At 60.3% G+C, this 21,665-nt stretch carries 15 protein-coding genes, 1 tRNA gene and 1 pseudogene; 11 read left to right on the top strand and 6 right to left on the bottom strand.

The features are described from left to right. Positions 1–44 precede the first annotated feature (44 nt). Both IPV69_RS04710 and IPV69_RS04705 read left to right on the top strand, forming a co-directional pair. Entirely contained in the window at positions 45–455 is a 411-nt protein-coding gene (locus tag IPV69_RS04710; protein WP_206293761.1) for a DUF1425 domain-containing protein, read from the top strand. 173 nt (positions 456–628) lie between these two features. After that, positions 629–711 (top strand) — tRNA-Tyr (locus IPV69_RS04705). Here the strand turns inward: IPV69_RS04705 and IPV69_RS04700 are convergent. After that, positions 677–1,987 carry a tyrosine-type recombinase/integrase gene (locus tag IPV69_RS04700; protein ID WP_206293760.1) on the bottom strand — a complete coding sequence of 437 codons (1,311 nt, stop codon included), beginning with the start codon at positions 1,985–1,987 and terminating at the stop codon, positions 677–679. The genes IPV69_RS04705 and IPV69_RS04700 overlap by 35 nt on opposite strands. Positions 1,988–2,009: 22 nt before the next feature. Then, positions 2,010–2,228, bottom strand: coding sequence for a helix-turn-helix domain-containing protein (locus IPV69_RS04695; protein WP_206293759.1), 219 nt, complete (start codon positions 2,226–2,228; stop codon positions 2,010–2,012). A gap of 305 nt (positions 2,229–2,533) precedes the next feature. Here IPV69_RS04695 and IPV69_RS04690 point away from each other — a divergent pair, with 305 nt between their 5' ends. The 6 genes from IPV69_RS04690 (at position 2,534) to IPV69_RS04665 (ending at position 5,887) form a co-directional block, all read left to right on the top strand. Beyond that, the gene (locus IPV69_RS04690; protein ID WP_206293758.1) at positions 2,534–2,989 is read left to right on the top strand and encodes a helix-turn-helix domain-containing protein; all 456 of its coding nucleotides are present in this window, start codon (positions 2,534–2,536) and stop codon (positions 2,987–2,989) included. A gap of 189 nt (positions 2,990–3,178) precedes the next feature. Further along, positions 3,179–3,484 carry a hypothetical protein gene (locus IPV69_RS04685; protein ID WP_206293757.1) on the top strand — a complete coding sequence of 102 codons (306 nt, stop codon included), beginning with the start codon at positions 3,179–3,181 and terminating at the stop codon, positions 3,482–3,484. A 6-nt stretch (positions 3,485–3,490) separates the two neighbouring features. After that, positions 3,491–3,997, top strand: a complete 507-nt coding sequence (locus IPV69_RS04680; protein WP_206293756.1) for a type IV toxin-antitoxin system AbiEi family antitoxin domain-containing protein — start codon at positions 3,491–3,493, stop codon at positions 3,995–3,997. Positions 3,998–4,392: 395 nt separating this feature from the next. Beyond that, positions 4,393–4,734: a type II toxin-antitoxin system HicB family antitoxin gene (locus IPV69_RS04675; protein ID WP_206293755.1), complete on the top strand. Its 342-nt coding sequence runs from the start codon at positions 4,393–4,395 to the stop codon at positions 4,732–4,734. Between the two features lie 148 nt (positions 4,735–4,882). Next, complete coding sequence (locus IPV69_RS04670) at positions 4,883–5,371, top strand: winged helix-turn-helix domain-containing protein (protein WP_206291034.1); 489 nt, start codon at positions 4,883–4,885, stop codon at positions 5,369–5,371. Positions 5,372–5,395: 24 nt separating this feature from the next. Beyond that, a complete protein-coding gene (locus IPV69_RS04665; protein WP_206295637.1) occupies positions 5,396–5,887 on the top strand; it encodes a transposase in 492 nt (163 codons plus the stop codon). Here IPV69_RS04665 and IPV69_RS27105 read toward each other — a convergent pair. Together IPV69_RS27105 and IPV69_RS27825 are read right to left on the bottom strand one after the other, a co-directional pair. After that, positions 5,881–6,345 carry a Fic family protein gene (locus tag IPV69_RS27105; RefSeq protein ID WP_241179967.1) on the bottom strand — a complete coding sequence of 155 codons (465 nt, stop codon included), beginning with the start codon at positions 6,343–6,345 and terminating at the stop codon, positions 5,881–5,883. The two genes, IPV69_RS04665 and IPV69_RS27105, sit on opposite strands and share 7 nt — an antisense overlap. Before the next feature lie 53 nt (positions 6,346–6,398). Then, positions 6,399–6,917: pseudogene (locus tag IPV69_RS27825) on the bottom strand (Fic family protein); the annotation flags it as partial. 601 nt (positions 6,918–7,518) lie between these two features. Here IPV69_RS27825 and IPV69_RS04650 point away from each other — a divergent pair. Continuing rightward, complete coding sequence (locus tag IPV69_RS04650; protein ID WP_206293752.1) at positions 7,519–7,668, top strand: hypothetical protein; 150 nt, start codon at positions 7,519–7,521, stop codon at positions 7,666–7,668. A gap of 240 nt (positions 7,669–7,908) precedes the next feature. On the opposite strand, the gene IPV69_RS27095 is transcribed toward IPV69_RS04650, so the two are convergent. Then, positions 7,909–8,751: a site-specific DNA-methyltransferase gene (locus tag IPV69_RS27095; protein WP_241179965.1), complete on the bottom strand. Its 843-nt coding sequence runs from the start codon at positions 8,749–8,751 to the stop codon at positions 7,909–7,911. A gap of 312 nt (positions 8,752–9,063) precedes the next feature. On the opposite strand from IPV69_RS27095, the gene IPV69_RS04640 reads away from it, so the two are divergent. Beyond that, on the top strand, positions 9,064–10,530 hold the full coding sequence (locus IPV69_RS04640) for a hypothetical protein (RefSeq protein ID WP_206293750.1): 1,467 nt from the start codon (positions 9,064–9,066) through the stop codon (positions 10,528–10,530). 110 nt (positions 10,531–10,640) lie between these two features. Here the strand turns inward: IPV69_RS04640 and IPV69_RS04635 are convergent, their stop codons facing one another. Further along, positions 10,641–11,783 (bottom strand): substrate-binding domain-containing protein, encoded by a 1,143-nt coding sequence (locus IPV69_RS04635; RefSeq protein WP_206293749.1) that lies wholly within the window; start codon positions 11,781–11,783, stop codon positions 10,641–10,643. 176 nt (positions 11,784–11,959) lie between these two features. On the opposite strand from IPV69_RS04635, the gene IPV69_RS04630 reads away from it, so the two are divergent. Next, a complete protein-coding gene (locus tag IPV69_RS04630) occupies positions 11,960–21,643 on the top strand; it encodes an autotransporter-associated beta strand repeat-containing protein (protein WP_206293748.1) in 9,684 nt (3,227 codons plus the stop codon). The last annotated feature ends 22 nt before the right edge of the window (positions 21,644–21,665 follow it).

Here is a 21,665-nt window from a genome sequence, read left to right as displayed (position 1 = left end):
TCGTCAGAGTTCGAAAGAGACTGATCACCCGAGGGATGACCGCCATGAGCCGATTCAAGACTGTCCGCAGCGTATTGTTGGGAACTGCCGTCGCGATGCTCGCCGGCTGTCAAAGCGACGCGCCGATCGCGGCCCGGGCTGAGAAGTATGACTACCCGTGGTTGATGGTGGGCAGCCAGGATCTTCGCGCCAACACGATGGTGAACGATGCCGTTCGTACCCGAGATGAGGCGGGCTTGCTGTACATCTCGGTACCGATCCGCAACACCAGCGATCTGCAGCTTTACGTCGATTACAGGGTGACCTTCTACGACCGAAACAAGATGCCGCTGCCGCAGGAGTACCGCAAGACGCTGACCATCCCAGCCAGGGGCATGCGCGAAGCCACCGCCAACAGCACCAGCCCCAAAGCCGAGTCGTTTCAGATGGAGCTGACGTATCCCCGCGTGAACTGACGCGGGCTGCAGTTCAGGCCCACGACGGACGGCACGGGCGAGCCTGCCAGAGAAATCTTTCCCGGTCAGCCGAGATCGCGGCCGGCCGATCTTGAAAACCGCCTTTGCGCGCTTATACTCCGCGACGAATAAAGCACGTCGAACGAACGAAAGTTCGCCGATGAACGCTGGCCGGGCGTGTACCCAAGTGGCCAACGGGGTCAGACTGTAAATCTGATGGCTTATGCCTTCGAAGGTTCGAATCCTTCCGCGCCCATCCTAACAGATTGCGAACTCTCGCACTGATACGCAACCACTGGCATGCCAGTGGTTTGTGTTTTTTCCGGGGGTGCCTCCTGCAGCTGTTTGCGAGCCCATTCCGGGCCGTACTGCGCCGGAATTCGCGCCACTTTTTCTGACGGCTTTTTCTCGACCGCTGCACTCGCGAAATGTGCGTCAGTTACTTGCAAATAATGGTCTTGCGCAACGGCGAGCGTATTGCCGAGCCATGAGCAGACCACGTGCGGGGCGAATTCGTCCATCAACTCGGTCTGCCGGGTCGCCCGCAAATTGTGGAAAAGTCGTGGCCATGGGTCCAGCCCGGCTTGCTTGAGGATCCTGAGAAAGGGCGTGCGAAGATTCACCTGAGCATCCAGATTTTTTACGACATATTGCTGACCGTCCTCGGCTTCGGCGAAGGCTTCCAACAAAATCGTGCGGAGTTCCGGAAACAACGGCACCCAGCGGGTGGCTTTGCCGGCGTAGCCCTCGGTCTTCGGTGAGTGCACCAGAAAACGACCCCGTTCCCAGTCGATATGCTCCCACTTCAATCTTGAATGCTCGGAAGAGCACCGGAGCCCGCCAAATCGACTGAGGGCGACGATGACGCGCCATTGGATATTGGGGCACGCGTCCAGCACGCGTTGCGTCTGCTCGCGTGTAATGAACCGCTCGCGAGCTTTGTTCCGCTGTGAGCCGGACTGAACATCTTCGAAGGGGTTCTCGGTGACGAGCTTCCACTTTCGCAGACGCTTGAAGAGCTGCCGGCAGGTTTTGACCCGTCGATTGACCGTGGCCGCCGAAAGTGGCCTGCCCGTCCTGGCGATCAGCCGACCCGCCAGCCATTGCCGCCACTCCTCTGCCTCGAGGGGCCCGATGGAACTGACCGGCTTGTCGGCACCGAAATACTTGATGAGGTCGCGTCGGACCTGCTCGTAAGCAACTTTTGTCCCTGCCTTTACGGTCATCCCGGCCAGCCACTTGTCGATGGCGAATGCCAGTGTCTGATTCCGATTCGCCGAGCCTGGGACGAGGCCCGTTCGTTCAAGTCGCGTGAGGAGCGGCCCTTCCAACTTGGAAAGCCAGGCGGCCGTCGCATCATCCGGCGGTCGATTCTGTTTGGCCGCCGAGACCAAAGACTCGATCCGATCCCTGCATCGCTCGGCATCGCGCCGAACCATCTCACCCGTCCGAAAAGTCAGTCGCTTGCCGTCGCCGGGACGGGTGAACTGAATCCGCCAACCCTCGTCGCCATCGCAAATTAGGCTTGCCATGTTGGTGTTCTCCGGAGCGGGTTCAGGCCGCGGACGGGGTCTTCACTCCCTTCGCGCGATCGATGAAATCCCGAAGGTCGGCCGGGTCGAACCGGACGAGCCGCCCGATCCGCACCGCAGGGAGCTGCCTCTGGTCGGCGAGGGTCCAGAGCGTCCGGGCAGAAACGCCCAGAAACGCCGCCGCCTCCCGGCTGGATAGTAACTTTTCGATAGGACGAATGGTATGGTTTTGATTACTCATGCCGGGATCATCTCACACATTTTTGGGCTGCACAGGGTCGAGTGAATCAAAAAATTGCTCAGTCGTTTCCTCAAGTCCGATACCGATTTTTAGTCACTTTGTTTCCTGCCGCCAAGGCGGAATATGTGCTTTGTCCAGCTCCAGCTCAAGCTGAGGATGAGCGGGTTGGATCCTGCCTACCCAAAAAAGCAGACCCCCTATGACAGCCGCTCTCAGCCGTTTCTTCTATTTCACCTGTTTCGTTTGTTTCGATTCTCCGAAGACAATAGGATGGGTGGGTACGACATGCACAACAGGAGCACGCGATGAGCATCCATCTCGGCGAAATGGTTTCCCCATCCGAACAGGATGCCAAGGTGGCCAGAGAGTCTATTCGCCGGTTGAGTCGCTTCGTCAATCAGGATCGCCTGACGGTCCAAGTGCCCGCGAAAGGTGATGACTCAGAGTCGATCGAACTTCCAAGCTCGGTCGTCGGGCTGCTCATGCGAATTCTCACCGAGATGTCCGAGGGGAACGCGGTGACGCTCATACCAGTCCATACCGAGCTTACTACTCAGCAGGCGGCGTCCATCCTCCGCGTCTCAAGACCCTTCCTCGTCAAGCAGATGCGGGAGAAGTTGCTTCCGTACCGCCGAATCGGAACACATCGTCGAGTTCGATTTCAAGACCTCATGGAATACAAGAACCGCATCGACGCCGAACGCGCAAAAGTTCTCGAACAGTTGGCCATACAGGCGCAGGAACTAAACATGGGTTACTAGCCGTGACTACCCTCAAGGTCATCTACGACGCGAATGTCCTATACCCGGCACCGCTGCGCGACCTCCTCATGTGGCTGGCACTTCTCCATCAGGATTGTTGGTGACGTGCCCTATGGGCATCGCGATTCCGACTCCCCAGTCATATTGAAAAACAGCTGAAATTCGTCGATTTTCTCTTATGATTGGGCAATGGTCAGCCTTCAGGAATCCGTTGAATCGCAGCTTGCCCGGGGACGAGGGTACTTCACCAAATCGAACAGTCTGGCTGAAACCCAACAAACTCCAGAGGCGTTCCAGGCAGCGATTGCCCGTCTGAAGAAAAAGGGAAGCGTCGTTTCCCCACGCCGGGGCTTTTTCTTGATCCTCCGGCCCGAAGACCGGGCGCTGGGCGCACCCGATCCTGCACGATGGATCGATCCGCTGATGTCGTACCTGAAAGTCGACTACCGAATCTCACTGCTTCGAGCGGCCGCCGTTCACGGATCAACACACTAGGCGGCAATGATCTTTCAGGTGATCGCACCCCGCCAATTCCCGGACATCGAATTGGGGCGGCAAAGAGTTGCGTTCTTGTACCAGTCGAAGGAAGCCTTTGCGATGACGAATCGCTCCGAGTGGCTGGACCAACTTAAGACAGATACTGGGTATGCCAAGGTCGCAGGCGTGGAATTGGCCTTGCTCGACATCTGTCGCTACTTCCACGAAGCAGCGGGAATCAACGGGGCCGCGCAAGCTGTTCACGACCTTGGGAAGAAGGCAGACACTCGGATCCTAGCCAAAGCGGCCGGCGCTTACGAGAACACGGCAGTCCGGCGACTCGGCTACCTTCTGGAACGGTTTGGACATTTTAGGCAGGCCAGTGCCCTTCGGCCCTTTGCCGATAAAGCCAAGTCCTTCAAACCGCTTGATCCGTCGGCCAAGCCTCTGGTTCCAGAATTGGCTTGTGTTAACGAGCGGAATTCGGATTGGAAGTTGCTGCTCAACGTGCGTGTGGAGATTGACGCATGATCCCAGTCTCCCGCGACCAGCGATGGATTGCCCGTGCTCCCTAACCGGACGTCCGGCAGTCAAAGCCAGTCGGGCTGACGAGCGCGAAAGAATCAAGCTAACTGGAATGCGCGTGATTCGATGTGTATGATATATAGGATGTCGCGTGATTTCCGGTGGGATGAATGGAACCGAGAACATGCAACGAGGCATGGCGTTTCGGTCGCGGAGATCGAGGGGTTGATTCGGCGAGGGCGGGCGCGGTTTGTCGGCGATGGGAAGTATGAGGTGGTGGGCAGAGGCATCGGTGGGTGGTGGATTCGAACGATCTACATCATCAGCCCGGCCGAGTGCATCTACCCAATCCATGCCCGGCCGCTCAACGAGGCAGAGAAACGCCGTCAAAGGAGAAGCAAATGAGTAAGCAGGCAAACCCCAAGACGGTCAGAAACTTGAAACCCGCCGTCGGCGACGTCGTCGATATTGACGCGATGACCAACCCCCAGAAAGAGCAGTTGTTCCGGGACTGTGAAAAGGTACGACCCGGCGAAGGCGAAGCGTTGACTGCTTCGCAGCGCGCCCTGCACGCACGGATACGCCGCAAGGCTGGCCGGCCGAAGATCGGGAAGGGTGCCGAGCGGATCAACGTCACGGTGGAGCGGGGCCTGCTGTCCGAGGCGGACCGCTTCGCCAAGAAAATGGGAATCACCCGGGCCGAGCTTATTGCAGTGGGTTTGCGTCGTGCGATTGCAGGGTAGTCTTGGCTGGCGGGCGCGTTTGGAGAGGCCCCTGAATCAAGGCAACTACGGATTGCGGAATCCTAACTACTCAGCCGGCTACTGACCGCTAGATTTTCATAGCGCGTAACCCCTTGCGCCCTCTGCGGATCGATGGTAAATCCGCGCCATGCGAAAGAAAGGAACACGCCAGGAGTGGGATCGGGTCCGGAGCATCGCGGCCAACATGTTCGAGCAGGATCGCGAGCCGGCCGAAATCGCCAAAGACCTTGGGGTCGACGACCAGACCGTCCGAGCCTGGCGGCGGGCATACCGCAAGGGCGGCCGTGACGCACTGGTGTCGCGCAAACCACCCGGACGCCCGTCGCGGCTGAATGAGGCCCAGCGTAAGACTCTTGCCGGGTTGCTGCTCAAGACGCCCAGGGAGTGCGGATTCGACAAGTATCTCTGGACCCAACAGCTGATCGCCGACCTGATCGAGCGTGAGTTCCAGGTGAAGTACCACCACGACCACATCGGCGTCATGCTGAAAGACATGGGCTTTTCCCATCAGAAGCCCCAACGTCGGGCACGCGAGCACGACCCGGTGAAGGTGGCCGCCTGGCGGGCGGAGTTCTGGCCGGAACTTCTAAAAAAAGTATCGAGTCCGGCGGAGTGATTCTGATGGCCGACGAGGTCCCCGATCGCTCAGACGCCGGTCGTCGCCTACCGCAATCGGCGGCAGCAGAAAGTCAGCGTGCTGGGGGCCGTGGTCTTGCACGCCGCCACGGCGAAGATCGATCTCGTGTGCGACTTCCATCCCGACAGCTACGTCCGCGGCGAGCAGGCGGCGGCGTTCCTGCACCGCGTGCTTGTCGAGTATCCTGACAAAACGATCGATGTGGTCTGGGACAACCTCTCGGCACACAAGTCGCCAATCGTGAAGGAACTGGCGGCGGAGTACCCGCGTTTAAGATTGCACTATCTGCCGACCTACGCGCCGCAGCTCAATGCGGTGGAAGGCGTATGGAGCCTGACGAAGTACCACCGGATGGCGAACCACACGATTGGGGAGTTGGAGAAACTTCACGCCGAGGCCAAGCGACACTTGGACGACGTAGGCGGCAATCAGGCGTTGCTCCGCTCGTGCTTCGAAGGCGCGGAACTCGCGCTAAACTTATCCAGCGCTCAGTAATCCATCGGCTTTGCGGAAGAGCTTTCGCCGAGAAGCGTGAGGTAGGGGCGATAGGCGAACACTCGGTTGCGCGTACGGCCGGTTGTTTCTGTCAGCAGATCGTTAGCTTCCATTAGCCTCACAAGTTCGGCGGCTACGGGATAAGTCATGCCGATCGTGTCCCGAACTTGGTTGACGGTAATCATTGGCCGGGCGAACAAGCGGTCGAGTACGGCGAGCCCGCCGGTCTGGTCAGCTAGCAAGGCGCGGTGTTGCTCGCGCATCTCCTGGATCTTCCGGGCTGTGTCACTGGCCTCGGCCGAGACGGTACGGACGCCATCAAGGAAGAACCGCAGCCACCCTTGCCAGTCGCCTTTGTCACGGACACCTTGGAGGCGCTCGTAATACTCGCTCCGGTTGCGCTTGAAGAAGCCGGACAGGTACAGCAGCGAGCGAGGATAGTCTTCCAGCAAAGCCAAAAGGTGATAAGCAGGCGTCCTACGCGGCCGTTGCCGTCGAGGAATGGGTGGATGGTCTCAAACTGGACGTGGGCGATGGCGCAGCGCAGCAGCGGCGGGATCGCGGAATCGTCGTGCAGAAAGAGTTCGAGGTTACCCATCAGCCGCATCACTTCGTGCGGCGGCGGCGGGACGAAACTGGCGGTGGCAAGCGTGCACCCACCGGGGCCGATCCAGTTCTGGCTGCGGCGGAACTCGCCAGGCTCCAAGTGTGCGCCGGTCCCGGCGAGCAAGACCGCGTGGATCTCCTTGACCAGTCTCAGGGACAAGGGGAGCGTCTTAAGACGCTCCAAGCCATAGTCGAGTGCGGCGACGTAGTTGACAACGTCCTTCACGTCGCCGGATGTGCCCTTCGCGGCAGCGTCGGCTTCGTATTCAAGGAGATCAGTGAGCGAGGCCTGTGTACCTTCAATTTGGGACGAATAAACAGCTTCCCGACGAACGTACATGGCAACGAACAGCTCGGGGTTGGGCAGGAGCTGGGTTGCAGCGTCAAGTCGGCCGATAGCCCGGTCGGCGGCCGAGTGGAGCATGAGCAGATCGCCTTCCAACTGCAGAGGCGGCTTCGGAGGTAACTCGGCTGGGATAAACGCGCGGTAGCCGGCAGGCTGCGTCACGTAAACTCCCATGGGCAAGTGTTTTACATCCAAATCATTGAGCATATTCGGAATCGTCCCAAGCCGAACGCGGTATTATAGCAGACTTTCACTCTACCCGGATTTCACGCCCATGTTAAAGGAAAGCGGGCATTTTCTTTAACAACAGAACTCGTTGAACCGCTTGTTAAAGCAACCTTTCATTCTACCGCGAGGGCTTGCCGGTGGTTCCCGCTCGTCAACCACGTGCCTGAATCCACCTTTGTGGAGAACGTGAGCTTGGTTGCGAAGTCCAACTCGTGACGAGCTGATCTCTACTTTCGACCGGCTGGTGCAAACGGCGGAAGAAGAGGTGTTGTGTGGCGTCTCGATCGACGGGTCAAACTGGCTAAGCCGGGTGAGGGCTTCGTTGACAGATTGGATTCGACCGCCGTAGGGGTCGATTCAACTTGCTCCGACACCCGTTCGCCAAATCAAAATCCGTGCCAGACTCTGGATGCGCCTGAAGCCTTAGCTGGTAGCGCTATTATTGCACTACATGAACAGCCGAATCGGCGGCTTGACCACCACCACCCAGCGACTTTTTATTGAGACCACAAAGGTCGATACCGGCGTCAAAGCCAATAGCGTTTCGGACTTCCATTTCTTATTTTGGATGGGCGGAGAAAAGCTGAATCAGGAGGCCTAATCGTCCTTGGTCGAGATCTCGATGCCATGAGTTCTCGCCTCATTTCAGTTTGTTTGTTGTGGCATGGAGCAGCAACGTCGAACATCGCTTCGTGATGTGTGCCGAAGTTGCCAATGTGGTTCGTTCGAACCAAAAACGGCAACTGGTGGATTGGAGAGCTTTCCGGAGGCGTCGTGCAGTGCGGAGAGTTCGGCAATCATCCACTGTCACATTTCCGTGGATGGATGAAGAAGCCAAACCTCACAACCTCTCAGCCTGCAGACCAAAGCATTCCTCAAGCCGAGACAGTGTGACGTCGGCGTACTTTGGGGATATCTCGACTCCATAGCCAAGTCGGCCGTTGTCCTGGCAAGACACGAGGGTCGTTCCCGAACCACAGAATGGGTCGAATACGGCGTCCCCGTCATTGCTGTAGACTTTGACGAAGAAGTCTGCCAAATCCTTCGGGAATGCCGCTTCGTGGATACTTTCTCCGCTGACCTGGGTCACAATCACGTTCGACGGCAACGCAACGCCTTGCTTCCGTTCGTCATGGCCACCGAAGTTGTTGCCGGTGTGATTGGAGCGTTTGGCGCCGGTTTTGTTGATGCAGCGATCGCTCGGCCTACCGGCACTCGTCGGATTGAACGCCGCGAGCTTCGAGGTTTTCGCGAAGTGGTACACGCCTTCCCAATCATTCTTGAGCCGATTCGGCCATGATCCCGGATACCCTGGCCGACGCCAAACCAAGTCGTCCACGAGTCCCCAACCCCACTGCCGGCACACCGTTTCCCGCGCTGGTATCTGTCCGTCTGAATTGGCATGCCAAAGTAGCGGCTCGCAAAGACAAGAAACCGAAGGAGGGGCGCTATTAGCCCATTGCGCCCCCTTAAGAAAATCCACTATCACGCCTCGCAGGCCGCAAAAACCGGCCTTGGGGAACAATCTGCCGAAGAAAATTTTCGCCCTGAAACCGTCATGTTCAAACTTGACGACCCGGCCTTTTCGGTCCTTTTCCCTCCAGAATCGAAGCCCGAATGGAGCCGGCTGCCGTCTGTTTTCGCTTGGTCGCTGTCGACGTTGTCTTACCTTTGCGTGTCTCATGTTATCACGCTAGACGGGAGTCGCAGTTGAAAGTCCGCAACTCGAGATTTCCAGATCGGTCTCGAATGCGGCTCCTTGCCGGATCGTTCCATTGCCTGCTGCAGGTTGCCCAGAGAAGTGCTGGCGTTCGACGGTCGACAATAAAGAGGGCAGCGAGCGATCCCCGTCTATTCGGGCATGCAGCCCCCAACTTCATCGACCGCTGTGACAGCACAGCCTACGGCACCCCGACTCACCACGGTGTCTTCCAGCGCGGCCGCCCGACCACGGTCTCCCCGCGTTCGACCCAAGTACGATCGGCTCACTAACGGTTTGGCCGAATACCTCTTCAGTTCCGTTGACCGATACGACTGGGGCTACAACAAGCCCGGTCAACCGCCGAGTTTCGTGACGGACAACGGCCGGCTCGAGTCGTTCTTCCAGAAGCTGCCCGGAGTCTATCCTCAGCGGCTGACAAGAACGTTCGTTCAGCGTCACCTCACCGGTTCCGAGCGCCTTCACTACACTTCACACCGGGCCTCGGGATTTGCGTTTATCATGATCGATGTCGACGCCCACGCCGGTCAGGACGACGCGTTTAAACTGGCTTCGTGGATTCAAGCCAGATACTTCCCGACGGCATATCTCGAACCGAGCCGCCGGGGCTGGCATTTGTATGTCCTGTTCCGCGTGAAGAAAATTAATCGGCGAGCCTTCAACTGGCTTGCCGAACAAGCCGAAGCCGCCCTGGGGGTACTGGCGAAGGAGCACCAATTCGAGTCGACCTTGGAAATCCGGGGCACGTTCACCGAAGTTGACACCGGGTGCATTCAGCGCAGGGGAAAACTGGCCGCAGCCCCCGGCCTGCCAAACGGCCTGGCCGATCTCGATCGCCTGACCGAAGCGTCCGTCTTCTTCCCCTCCGCCCTTCATCGTCTGATCGACGATGCGTCGGCCATTCAGCAGAATCCTTTTGTCAATCCGCCATCCACGGCGACCGGATCACCGAATACCGCGACAAAGAAAAGAAGGCCCCGGACCACACCCGGTACTTTGCAAGACGTATGCGTATTAAAAACCAAGTCGGCGGCCGGGCAACCCCTGGGCGGATTCCGAAAACTTGATACTGCCGACGCTTACGAGCGAATGGCCGCCTGCGGCTGGGACTTCACGGTAGTCCACCGGCGACTACCGGAGGACGTCGACGAACTGCTGCGCAGCTACGCGGGCATCTACGGCGACGACGACAGCAAGGGCTTGGCTGATCGTCGGCGACGCGCAGCCGACGTGTTGAAGCGGCGAGCAGAGACCTTCCGCTGGGACTTAGCCCAGGAAGGAGGCTACGAATACTACCGCGAACAACTCATCGAGGCAGTTAGTTCCCACTGCATCGACCGCAAAAAACGCTATCAGGCATCTATCTCCGACGAGGACTTGGCCGTCGCGCTGTACGTTGTGCAGCGAAACTCCTTCGGCATCGCCGACCGGCCGATCCAGCAATTCACGTGCGGCTATGAGGCTTTCGCAGGCATGTTTCGAGAACTCAAAGCCGAAGGCGTCATCCGCCGGGGCGGCTGCGACCGGAACAAAATCGCGGCAATGAAAGCGATCTTGGTGCGGGCGGGCCTGATTCAGTGCGTCGACCCCGGCTACATCGCCGCCGGCAAGCGTCGCGGCGTGTGCATGAAGTACACGATCGGGCCGAAGCATTGGCGGTATGCGGCTTTCAACGTGTATCGCGAGACAGTCGAGGTGAAGTTCATCCGCCGCAGGAGTGAAACTCTTCTTGCAGCGGCTTGAGGGGGGAAAGCCCAAAACCCGTTCCCCTGGCTCGTCGCACTTCACAACCTTTGTGTTGGATTGACGTACCATGACCGCCGATACCTCCGCGAAGTTCCCGCCAACTTCGATCATGTCTGCCGATTTTCTCGATCCTTTCGATACTGACTTGGCGTCACGCCCAAATCTCGTCGGAAGACCGTGTACATCTGCATTGTTTCGCCAAAACCCACTTTGCGGGCAATCTCCTTCAAGGGAAGTGAGCCTTGGGCGAGTTCGCGTTTGGCGCGCTCGATGCGTACGCGACGAATCTCCGCGGCGATGGGACGCTTCAGATGCTTCTGGAAGCGGCGTTGCAGTGTCCGCGACCCGGTGTCCACGGCCCGTGCCACGTCATCCTGGCCAATTTCCAGGTGACTGTTGGCGGCGATGAATCTCAATGCTGCCGCAATCAAAGGGTCGTCGACGGCAAAGAAATCCGTCGACTCGCGAACCACCACACCCTCGGGTGGAATCAATATGGGGCCACGCGGCGGCGGTTCGCCGTTCATCAGCCGGTCCAGCAGCCGCGCCGCTTCGTAGCCGATGTGGTCATACCCGACTTCCATGCTGCTGAGCGTCGGATGCAGCGATTCGCAAAGCATCTCCTCGTTCCGACCGGCGATGATCGCCACGTCTTCCGGAACACGCCAGCCACGATTATGACACGCCTGTGCGACGACCCTTCCGAGCAACTCGGTACCAATGTAAATGCCGATTGGCCGTTTCCAGCCGCTCATCCACGTGGCGATCGTCCGCTCGGTTCTACGCCAGTGGATCCCAGAAAAGGCATCGAGCGACACTTTCGCGGAAGCGCACCTGTATCCCGCCTCACGGACGGTGTTGGTGAACGCCTCCAGCTCCAGAGACTCTCCACGATTCTCATCAGCCGTCAACGCGGCAAAGTGGCTAAAGCCCCGAGTCAGGAGATGCTCGGCTCGCAGGCGACCTTGCGCCGAATAGTCCGGGAACACGCCGGGCAGGGATGCAGCAGCGGGGGAGCTCAGCCAGACGTTCACCACGGGTATGTTCGCACGTGCCGCCCGGCGGGCCAGTTTCCCCGTTGCCCGCGCGATAATGCCGTCGTAGGAAGCGGGGTTCCCCGAATACTTCTGCAGCGTGGCGTCGGGGTTTTCGTCCACGATCGACTGCCAGCTATGTTCCCCAGCGTACTTCTGGGTACCGGCAAAAATGCCGGCGTGCCTCTTAAACGGCCATTCCAGCTCCAACTGCATGGCTACACGCCGATGTCGTGACATTGCGAAGGTGTCCCAAAATGAAGGAAGTTTGTCTCCAAAATGATGTTTCTTCAATCTACACTGTTTCCTAGGCTGGTAGTGAGAAACTTTTAACGGCACGGGAAGAATCAATGGAAACGGCGAATCTGCGCGTAAACAAGAAGCAGGGGTCCATGGGGAAACGTTTTGCTGCCGGCCATCGTGTGCCGCAGGCTACACAGGATCGTGGACCGCGCAACGTCCGACAGAACTCTTCGGTCTGGCGGGCCGGCGCGATTGCCGCTGCACTCCTGATCGCCGGGCCTCTCGGCTCCAAGCCCGCTCAAGCCGCAACCTACTACTGGGACTCAGACGGTAATACCGCAGGATTCGGCAGCACCACCGGCACTTGGGGCACGAATGCCTTCTGGACCAGCGTGGTCGGCGGCGGGGCTACACATTCCGCTGTCACTACCACCCTCGCCGCCGACCTCGTCAACTTCGGCGGCGCAGCCGGGCTGAACTATAACAACGCTGCCGTAAGTGTTGCGGCCGGCGGAGTCACGGCCACCAGCATCACATTCGGAGCCGGGCAAACGACGGCTCTCACTGTCGGCGGCTCCAGCCAGGGCACCATCACCCTCGCCGGCCCCACTCGGACCATCGTCGCCAACACCAGCGGCCACAGCATCCTTTCTCCGATCGCCCTGACCGGTGCCACCACGGCTACACTTGCAGTTTCAGCCGCCGGCACTACCTCATTGACTCTTGGCGCGATGAGCGGAACTGGCGGTTTGACTCTAGTGAACACGGGCGGCACGAACCCCACCGCAACCTTCAATCTCAACGGGGCGAGCACCTATTCGGGCGCGACCCTGCTGGACAGCTCTAATACCAATGCCTCTGTCGCGCTGGTGCTCGGCGTTGCCAATGCCCTGCCGACCACCACGGTGCTCACAATGGACGGCGGTGCCGGCAGCGGAACTGGTCGGACCATCACGCTGAACATGAACGGCAAAGATCAGACCCTTGCCGGTCTGATCGGCACCTCGACCGGAACCCCGGGCGGCGTTTCGCGGACCAACAGGGTCCTCAACGGCAGCGGCACCCTGTCCACTCTCACGATCAACGGCAGTTCTGCTTCGACCTACACAGGATTAATCGGCACTGGTGGAACTAACATCAAGCTTGTCAAGGACGGCACCGGCACTTTCACCCTTTCTGGTGTTACCGCGTTCACCAGCAACACCTACACCGGCGGAACGATCCTGAACCAAGGAACGCTTACGGTCACCAACGATGGCACCACCACTAGTGGCACGCTCGGCGCAAGCACCGGCACGCTCACCGTCAACAACAACAACACGACGGCCGCCGGCACAGCCGCCGTCCTTAACCTCCCTACCGGCGTCAGTCTTACGGTTGGCACACTGAGCGGCACGATCTCCACACCCCTCAGCGGCACCAACACGGCTACGATCAACACCCAGACCAGCCGGAATTTCACCGTCAATCAGACCGCCGCAGGCACCTATGAGGGGGTCATCGCTGGAGCAGGCGCCTTCACCCTCGGAAGCCTCAGCACCAACACGCTCACCCTTACCGGTCTCAACACCTTCTCCGGTGCCCTCAACATCAACACCGGCGGCACCCTCGTGGCGGGCATCGCTGGTAACGGTACCAACTCGGCCTTGGGCAGTGTCAGTAACACCAGGACCATCACAGTTAACACTGGCGGCACTTTGCGGGCCGATGTCGGTAACATCTTCAGCACGAGTTTTGCCGCCGCCGCCACCAGCCTGCCTGCCTTGGCTATCGCCGGTGGCACCATGACCAACGGCGGAGCCGCCACCAACAGTGCACTGGGCAACATCACTTTGACGGGTGGCACTTTGACCGCCACCACAGGTAGCCCGGCTGGCACCACCAGCGGACAAGGCTTCGGTTCATGGAACCTCAACGGCACGGTCACATCCACCGGCACTTCGCTCATTTCCTCGACCGCCGGTGCCGGCATCCCTATCACCCTCAACGCCACCAGTGGCCTAAGCAGTCCCGCCACCATCTTCGATGTCACCAGCGGCACGCTCACTGCATCCGCCGTATTGGGTCAGGTCACCAGGGCCGGTAACGAAACCGTCGGCAGTCTCACCAAGTCCGGTGCGGGCACCATGATCCTGAGTGGTAACAACACCTACGGCGGGCTCACCACCGTCAATGCCGCAGCCTTGAGGATCAGCAATAGCGGTGCCTTGGGAACCACGGCGGGCGGGACCCTGGTCAATAACACATCCAGCGCGCGGCTCGAACTCTCCGGCGGCATTACGGTCACCGGCGAAGCGCTGACCATCAATGGTCTTGGCAACTTTACGGGAGCGTTGACCAGCTTCAGTGGCGTCAACGAGTGGGCCGGCAATGTGACCATTGGATCGGCATTAACCCGGCTTGGTGCTACTGCCGGTGCCACCCTCAAGGTGAGCGGCGTCATCGATAGCGGTGTCGTCAATACGGGTCTTGACATTCGCACCGATGATCTCACCGGTATTGTTGTCCTCTCCGGCGCCAACACCTATCTGGGCAACACCAATGTTTTGATCGGCAAACTGCAACTGGATGGAGGAAACGATCGCCTGCCGACGGCGACCAAAATGAGCTTGGGGAATACTACTACACTTAGCGAATTCGATCTCAACGGCAGGAACCAGGAGATTGCCGGCCTCTTCATCAATGCCGGCGCGACCCCCGCCAACAACTCGGTGAACAACTCGTCCGTCACCCTCTCCACCCTCAACGTCAACACGGCGGCTGCCTCCCCATCCACCTTCGCCGGCATCCTGAAAGGAAATCTCGCCCTGACCAAAACCGGCGCGGATAGCTTCACCCTTTCCGGCGACAACAGCTACACCGGTGCGACCCTCGTCTCCGCTGGCACCCTGACGCTTTCCGGCACCGGTGATATCAACTCCAGCAGCGGCATCACCGTCAACGGAAGCGGGGCCAAGCTCCTGCAAACCAGCAGCGTGGCGGTCTCGCCCGTCGTGACCCTCACCCAGGGCACGCTCACCGGCAGCGGCACGGTCAATACCGTCAACGTCGGAGCGGGCACCGGCGGGATCATTTCCAACAACAATGGCGTGGCCGGCGCGGCACTCACCATCGGCACCCTGACTTTCGACGGCGTGGCCACGGTCAATACCTTCAGCAACTCTACCTCCGCCCCGATCGTCACTACCAGCCTGGTGGGCAATGGCACGGCCGGCCAAGTTACAATTAATCCCAGCGCCGCAGGTTGGGCCGCAGGCACCTATGACCTCATCAGCTACAGTGGCGGAAGCATCACTGGCATGGGCGGCTTTGGCCAGTTCGTCCTTGGTACCGTAACCGGTGTCTCGCCCCGCCAGACCAAGACCTTCGGCAATTCGGGCACCGCCATCACCCTGGCCATCGGTGCGGACGACAAACCGGTCTGGACCGGGGTCAACGGCGCAAATTGGATCACGGACGTCACCAACAGCCCCACCAGCGGCACGCCGAACTGGGCGCTGCAGACCGGGCTTACCGCCACGGACTTCTGGGCCGCCGACAATGTGGAGTTCAACGACACCTACAACATCGGTGGAGGCCCGGTGGCGGTGACACAGAACGTGGTAAACATTTCGGCCGCCAATGTCAGCCCGACCGGGACGACGTTTAACAATTCAGCGATCAATTATACCCTCAACGGCGGCTTCGGCATTGCCACTGGCACCCTGACTAAGAACGGCACCGGCAATGTGACCATCAGCACCGTCAACACCTACACCGGTGCCACGACCATCAATGCCGGCACGATCACGCTGAGCGGCAGCGGCACGCTGGGCACCGGTTCGGCTCTGACGCTGGGCGGCGGCAAGCTGGACTTGGGCACCCTCAGCCGCACGGTCGGCGCGGTTTCCGTCACCGCCCCGGCGGTCAGCGGCGACACCATCCTCAACGGCAGCCTCACCGGCACCTCCTATGCCGCGAGCAACACCACGGGCAATGCGATCATTTCCGCCAACCTGCTGGTCAACGGCGGGGCGGGCTTCACGAAAACCGGCGCAGGCGCGGTCACCCTCTCCGGCACAAATACCTACACCGGGGCGACCGCCGTGAACGACGGCACGCTGATCCTGTCCAACGCGAACACGATCAGCGGAGCCACCAGCGTTGCTGGCACAGGCACGCTGCAACTGGGCAACGCCACCTCGATGGGCACCTCCACCACGACCCTGGCCAGCGGTGCGACCCTCCAGCTCAGGAATGACGTCAACACGACCTTCACAGCGCCGATTGCCACGCCTGCGGCCGGAGTCACCTACAATTTTGAGGTGAACCAGGCGACCGGCGCGGGCACGGGGAGAACCCTGACGCTGGGCAATATCACCTTTGCCACCTCCACCACGAACCAGATCAACGTCACGGGTGGAAATGGTTACACCTTGGCGCTTGGCACGCTGACGGCTGGTAGCGGGGTCGCTTTGACTCCGTTCACGGTCAATGCCACGACCGCTCCTGTCACGATCGTCAAATTTGCAGGCGGAGGTTTCGGCAATGCCCTGACGCTTCAAGGCGGAAATGCGATCACGCTGGGCACTTTTGAACTCAATTCCAACGGCGCCAACAGCCTGACGGTCAGTGGCAGCGGAACCGTCGCCACCTTGGGAACAACGACGGCAACCAATTCTCGCGCTGGCGGCTCCGTCTCCTACACGCTCAATAGCGGCACGCTCAACCTCACCACGACCACATCGCTCGCCAATAGAAACGTCAGCGGCACCGCAGGCGCGCCGACCTTCACCATCAACGGCGGCACGCTCAACAACACCAGCGGTGCGGCCCTCGCTCTGGCTGCAAACAGCGGCCTCACCGCCGGCTCTCCGAACACCACGATCAACGGCGACTTCGCCTTCGGCACGGCTTCCAGCACCAACTTGAATAACCTGGATCTCGGCTTAGGAACGGTGAGCCTTGGCACGACCGCCGGCACATCGCGCACGGTGACGGTCAATGGTGGAGCCACTCTGACTCTCGGAGGCGTCATCTCCAACGGCACCACCGCTAACAGTCTCGCGAAGGACGGAACCGGCATACTGGCCCTTTCCGGCACCAACGGCTACACCGGCGGATCTTCAGTCACCGGAGGAGTGCTGACTTTCCTCAATACCAACGCCAAGGCGGTTTCGGGAACTCACGCCTTTTCTGCAAACACTACCCTCGGTCTCGGAGTCGCCGCCTCGGGTGCGTTCTTCACTTCCACCGACGTTGACAACGCCTTCGCCGGCAACATGGTGGGGAATCTCAGCAATGTCACCGTCGATGCCACCACCAACGTGGGTATCGACACCACGTCAGCGACTTTCACCTACGCCACCTCCGTGGCCGGCAGCCCCACCCGAGCACTGGTCAAATTGGGAGCCAACACCCTCAACCTCACCGGCACGAACACCCACACCGGTGGCACGAACATCAACGCGGGCACGCTGTCCTTTGCCAATGGAGCGCTTGGCACGACCGGCAACATCACCTTCACCGGCAGCAGCACCCTGCAATGGAACGGCACGAACACTGAGGACATCTCCGGCCGCTTGGTGATGACCAACGGCGTGACGTCGACCTTTGACACCGTCGCCAACAACGTCACCCTAGCCACAGGCTTCGGCAGTTCGAGCACGGGTGCGCTGACCAAGGCCGGAACCGGCATCCTGACCCTTTCCGGTGCCAACACCTATAGCGGCACCACCACCATCAGCGCAGGCACGCTTCGCCTCGCCAATACCGGCGCACTGGGAACCTCCGCCCTGGTGTCAATCGGCGCGAACACCCTGCAACTCGGGACCGATACCGCGTTCTCCGGCCCGGCGATCAGCATCGCTGGCGGAACCATCGTTTCGGATCGGGCCACCGCAGGCGCAGGCCTCACCCATGTCCTTGGCAATGCGGCGGTCTCAAACGCAACCCACAACTTCACGGCGGGGACGAATGTGACGAGCGGAACCGCCGCCATCCAGCTTGGCAACATCACCAATGCATCAGGCTCCGGCGGCAACGCGACGCTGAACCCCACCACGGCCAATCTCATCATCACGGGAGGTTACGAAGGTGTAACCAACACCGGCACGAACGGTTTGATCTTGAGTGGAAGCAGTTCAGGAAACTCCGTCGCCGGAGACATCAAAAATGGCACGCGAACCACTCAGAACCTCTTCAAGCAGGGCAACAGCATCTGGACCTTGTCCGGCACGAACACCTACACCGGCACCACCAGGGTCGACGCCGGCGCGCTGATCACCACCAAGGCGGCGGCACTGCCAGGATTGAACAACCTCGTGACGTTCAACGGCGGCACGCTCGGCGCGCGGATCGGTGCCGGCGGCTGGACCACCGGAGAAGTGGATACCCTCCTGCTCTCGACCAATGCCGTCAAGACCTCCGGTGCCCTCGGCATCGACACCACCACTGCCAGCCTCACCCAGTGGACCGGCTTCACGACTGGCGTCGACAGCCTCGGCGCAACACTCGGGCTCACCAAACTCGGCACCAACACTTTGACCCTCAATTCGGCCGGCAACAACTACGCCGGTACCACCACCATCGACCAAGGCACGCTGGCGCTCTCCGTTGACCACACGCTCGCGGGTGCTCTCAACTTCGGATTCGGTGGAACAAACACCAACACCGGCACCTTGGATCTGTCCGCTGCCAACGCCAGCTTCGGAAGCCTCAACGTCCTGACCAACTCGGCAAACAACAACACCATCACCATCGGCTCGGGTAAAACGCTAACTATCAGCGGCAATGTGACCGTCGGAGTCAATGCCGCTAATGCGGTCGCCTCGCTCGTGACTTCAGGCGGCGGTAATTTGGTGGTGGGCACTGGCGGCACCAACACCTTTATCGTCGGTGGTGCCAGCGGTGGGACGCTTGCGGGCAGCACCGCGGTTGACCTCTCCGGACTCGCCTCCCTCACGGTTAACTATGGGTCGGGGGGCACCTTCCGCCTCGGTGACAATAATACGGGTTCCAATAATCCTGCGCCTTCGACTTTGAAGCTCGCCACAGACAACACCATCACCGTCGGAAACTTCCGGATCGGCGACAGCAGCGGGGGACAGTCCACTCACGTTCTGACCTTGGGCAATGGGGTAAACACCATCAACGCCACCTCCGTCAACATCGGTTCGGCCGGAAGTGGCATCCGTTCAGGTGGCTCGATGATCTTCGACCCGGCGGATGCCACGGGCACGCTCACCCTTAACGGCTTCGGTGGTACCGGCACACGCACCATCCTAAACATGGTCAACACCACCGGTAATACCGCGGCCAGTCCAACTTCGATCGTGAACTTGGCTGGCCACACGGCCAACCTCAACGTCAGCACGCTGGTCATGGCAACACGTACCGTCGGCGGGGGAGCCACTTCGACGCTGACCTTTGATCAGGGTGTGCTGGATGTCACCACCCTGAACATGGCCAATCGAAGCGGCACCGCAGGCGGCGTCACAGCCACCGTAAACTTGGGTGACAGCGTGGCCGTCGGCGTGCCGACCGTGACGATTGGAGGCATCACCATGGGCGTGAGCGCCAGCGCTGGCACCGCCACGGCGAACCTCAGCATCACCGGCGGCAACGTCGGCATCGGAACCGGTTCCGGCACCGCCATCAACATGGCCAACGCGGGAACCGGTGCTGCATCGACCTCCGCCCTCAGTATCACCGGCGGAACGGTCACCGTGACAGGTAACATCATTCGCACTGTTGGTGCCGGGACGGAAACCGCCACCCTCTCGGTCAGCGGAGCCAATGCAGTCCTCGACATGTCAGGAAAAAACATCACCAGCTTGACCGGCATCACCTACACCGACGGCACGATCAAAAACCTCGGTACCGTCAACACCGGCATGACCCTGGCTGGCACGGGTTCCCGCGTCTTCGACCAAGGCACCGGCGTCAGTGGCGAGATCCAAGGCACCATCACCGGTACCGGTATTGGCCTCACCAAGCAGGGCTTAGGCTCCCTCACCCTGTCGTCCATCACCAACAACTACTCTGGAGCAACCACCATCACGGGCGGCACCCTCAGCGTATCGGCAGATACCAACCTTGGCACCGCGCCCGGATCAGCGACCCCGGCCAGCCTGGTGATCAATGGCGGCACCCTCTCCGCCAGCGCCGGGTTTACCCTGGATTCCAACCGTGGAATCGCCTTGGGCACCACCGGAAGCACCGGAGGCACGATTGACGTGGCCGCCGGCACGCTGGGCTACGGCGGCATCATCGCCAACAACGGCGGAACCAACACCCTGACCAAAACCGGGGTGGGCATCCTGACCCTTTCGGGCACCACGGCCAACACGTACACCGGGGTAACCACTGTCGCCCTCGGCACGCTGGAACTCAACAAGACCGCCGGGGTCGACGCGATCGCCGGTGACGGTGCCAACGACAAGAACGTTCCCGACGTAGCGATCAACGGTGGCACGCTCCGGCTCATGGCCGACAACCAGCTCGGCAACAACGTTTTCATCACCATGACCGCCGGCACGTTCAGCCTCAACGGCAAGAACGAAACGATCTTCCATTTCAGCAATTCCGGCGGGACGTTTAACTCTGGCCGGGGCGGTGGATTGACGGTGTCCGACCCGGTCTGGGCAGGGGGTGCCAATCACGTCTTTAACACCCAAAACTATGGCCTAACTGTCGCAGGCCCGACCGTCGAAGTGGCCCACGACATCAGTGGCGGACTTAACATGGTGCATGGGGCCGAAGGATTCGCTTCGGCGGGTTCCATCAATGTCGGGTCGAACTTTGCTATCCTTCAGTTCTCCGGCACAACGCCTAACCTGACCCTCAACGGCGACAAGACGATTCCGGGGCTGCTGTCGCTGACGGGCAATGTGAACGTCATCGCGGGCACTCAGGCGAGCATCACCACCGGGGTTGCTCTACTTCCAGACGCAGACCTTACTACGATCGACATCACGCCCGACCCCGATCAGACTGGCGTCATCCCCGGCAAGGTCGAACTGGGCTCGGCCGCCCGCACTTTCACGCTTGGTACGGGCGCGTCACTTGCGGTTTCGGCGGTCGTGCAGGGCTCCGGCGGCTTGACGAAGGCCGGCGATGGCGTGATGACGCTGTCGGCAACCAACACCTACAGCGGCCCGACCACCATCAGCGCCGGCACTCTGGCGATCACCGGACTGATCTCCAGCGCAACCCACGCGATCACCAACGGCACTCTCGCCGGCAACGGCACGATTAGCGAGGTGGTGACAATTAGCGCCGGCGGTTCGATCCGCCCGGGCACGCCCGGCGGCTCAACCACCGGCACGATCACCGTCAAGAGCTTGTCGATGGCCAACGACGCGACAGCGGTTATGGGCGTCGACATCGTCGGCATTACGGCCGGCAGCGGCTACGACCAAGTCGCTCTGCCGAATGCCGGCACGTCAACCGTGTCGATCGCCGGGGCAAGCCTGTCGGTCAAGCTCGGCACGCTGCTGTCTGGTGACGGTAGCGAGAAGTTCTACATCATTGACAACGCCGCCTTGACCGCCGGCACGGTGAGCGGTCAGTTCGCGAACCTGATCGTCGAGGCCAGCCCAGCGTATGGCGTACCGACCGGCACAACTCTTTCCAGCGCCACACCCAGCACTTCGATGCCCGGCGGGTTTGATTTCACCGACCTGACGAGCGGCTTCGTTTACACGCTGGTTTACAACGTGGATTCGACGACGAACAACTTCACACCCGGTAGCGGCAACGATGTCGTGCTGAGCGTGGTTCCCGAGCCGGGAAGTCTGGCGCTGGCCGCGATGGGGGGCCTGGGCCTCCTGAGCCGGCGTCGACGACGCTGATTTGAGGTATCGCATTCAGTGC

This window comes from Humisphaera borealis (assembly GCF_015169395.1).
GTDB classification, from domain to species: domain Bacteria; phylum Planctomycetota; class Phycisphaerae; order Tepidisphaerales; family Tepidisphaeraceae; genus Humisphaera; species Humisphaera borealis.
Note: the sequence above shows the minus strand (reverse complement) of the source record. Positions and strands in the feature narration are given on the sequence as shown.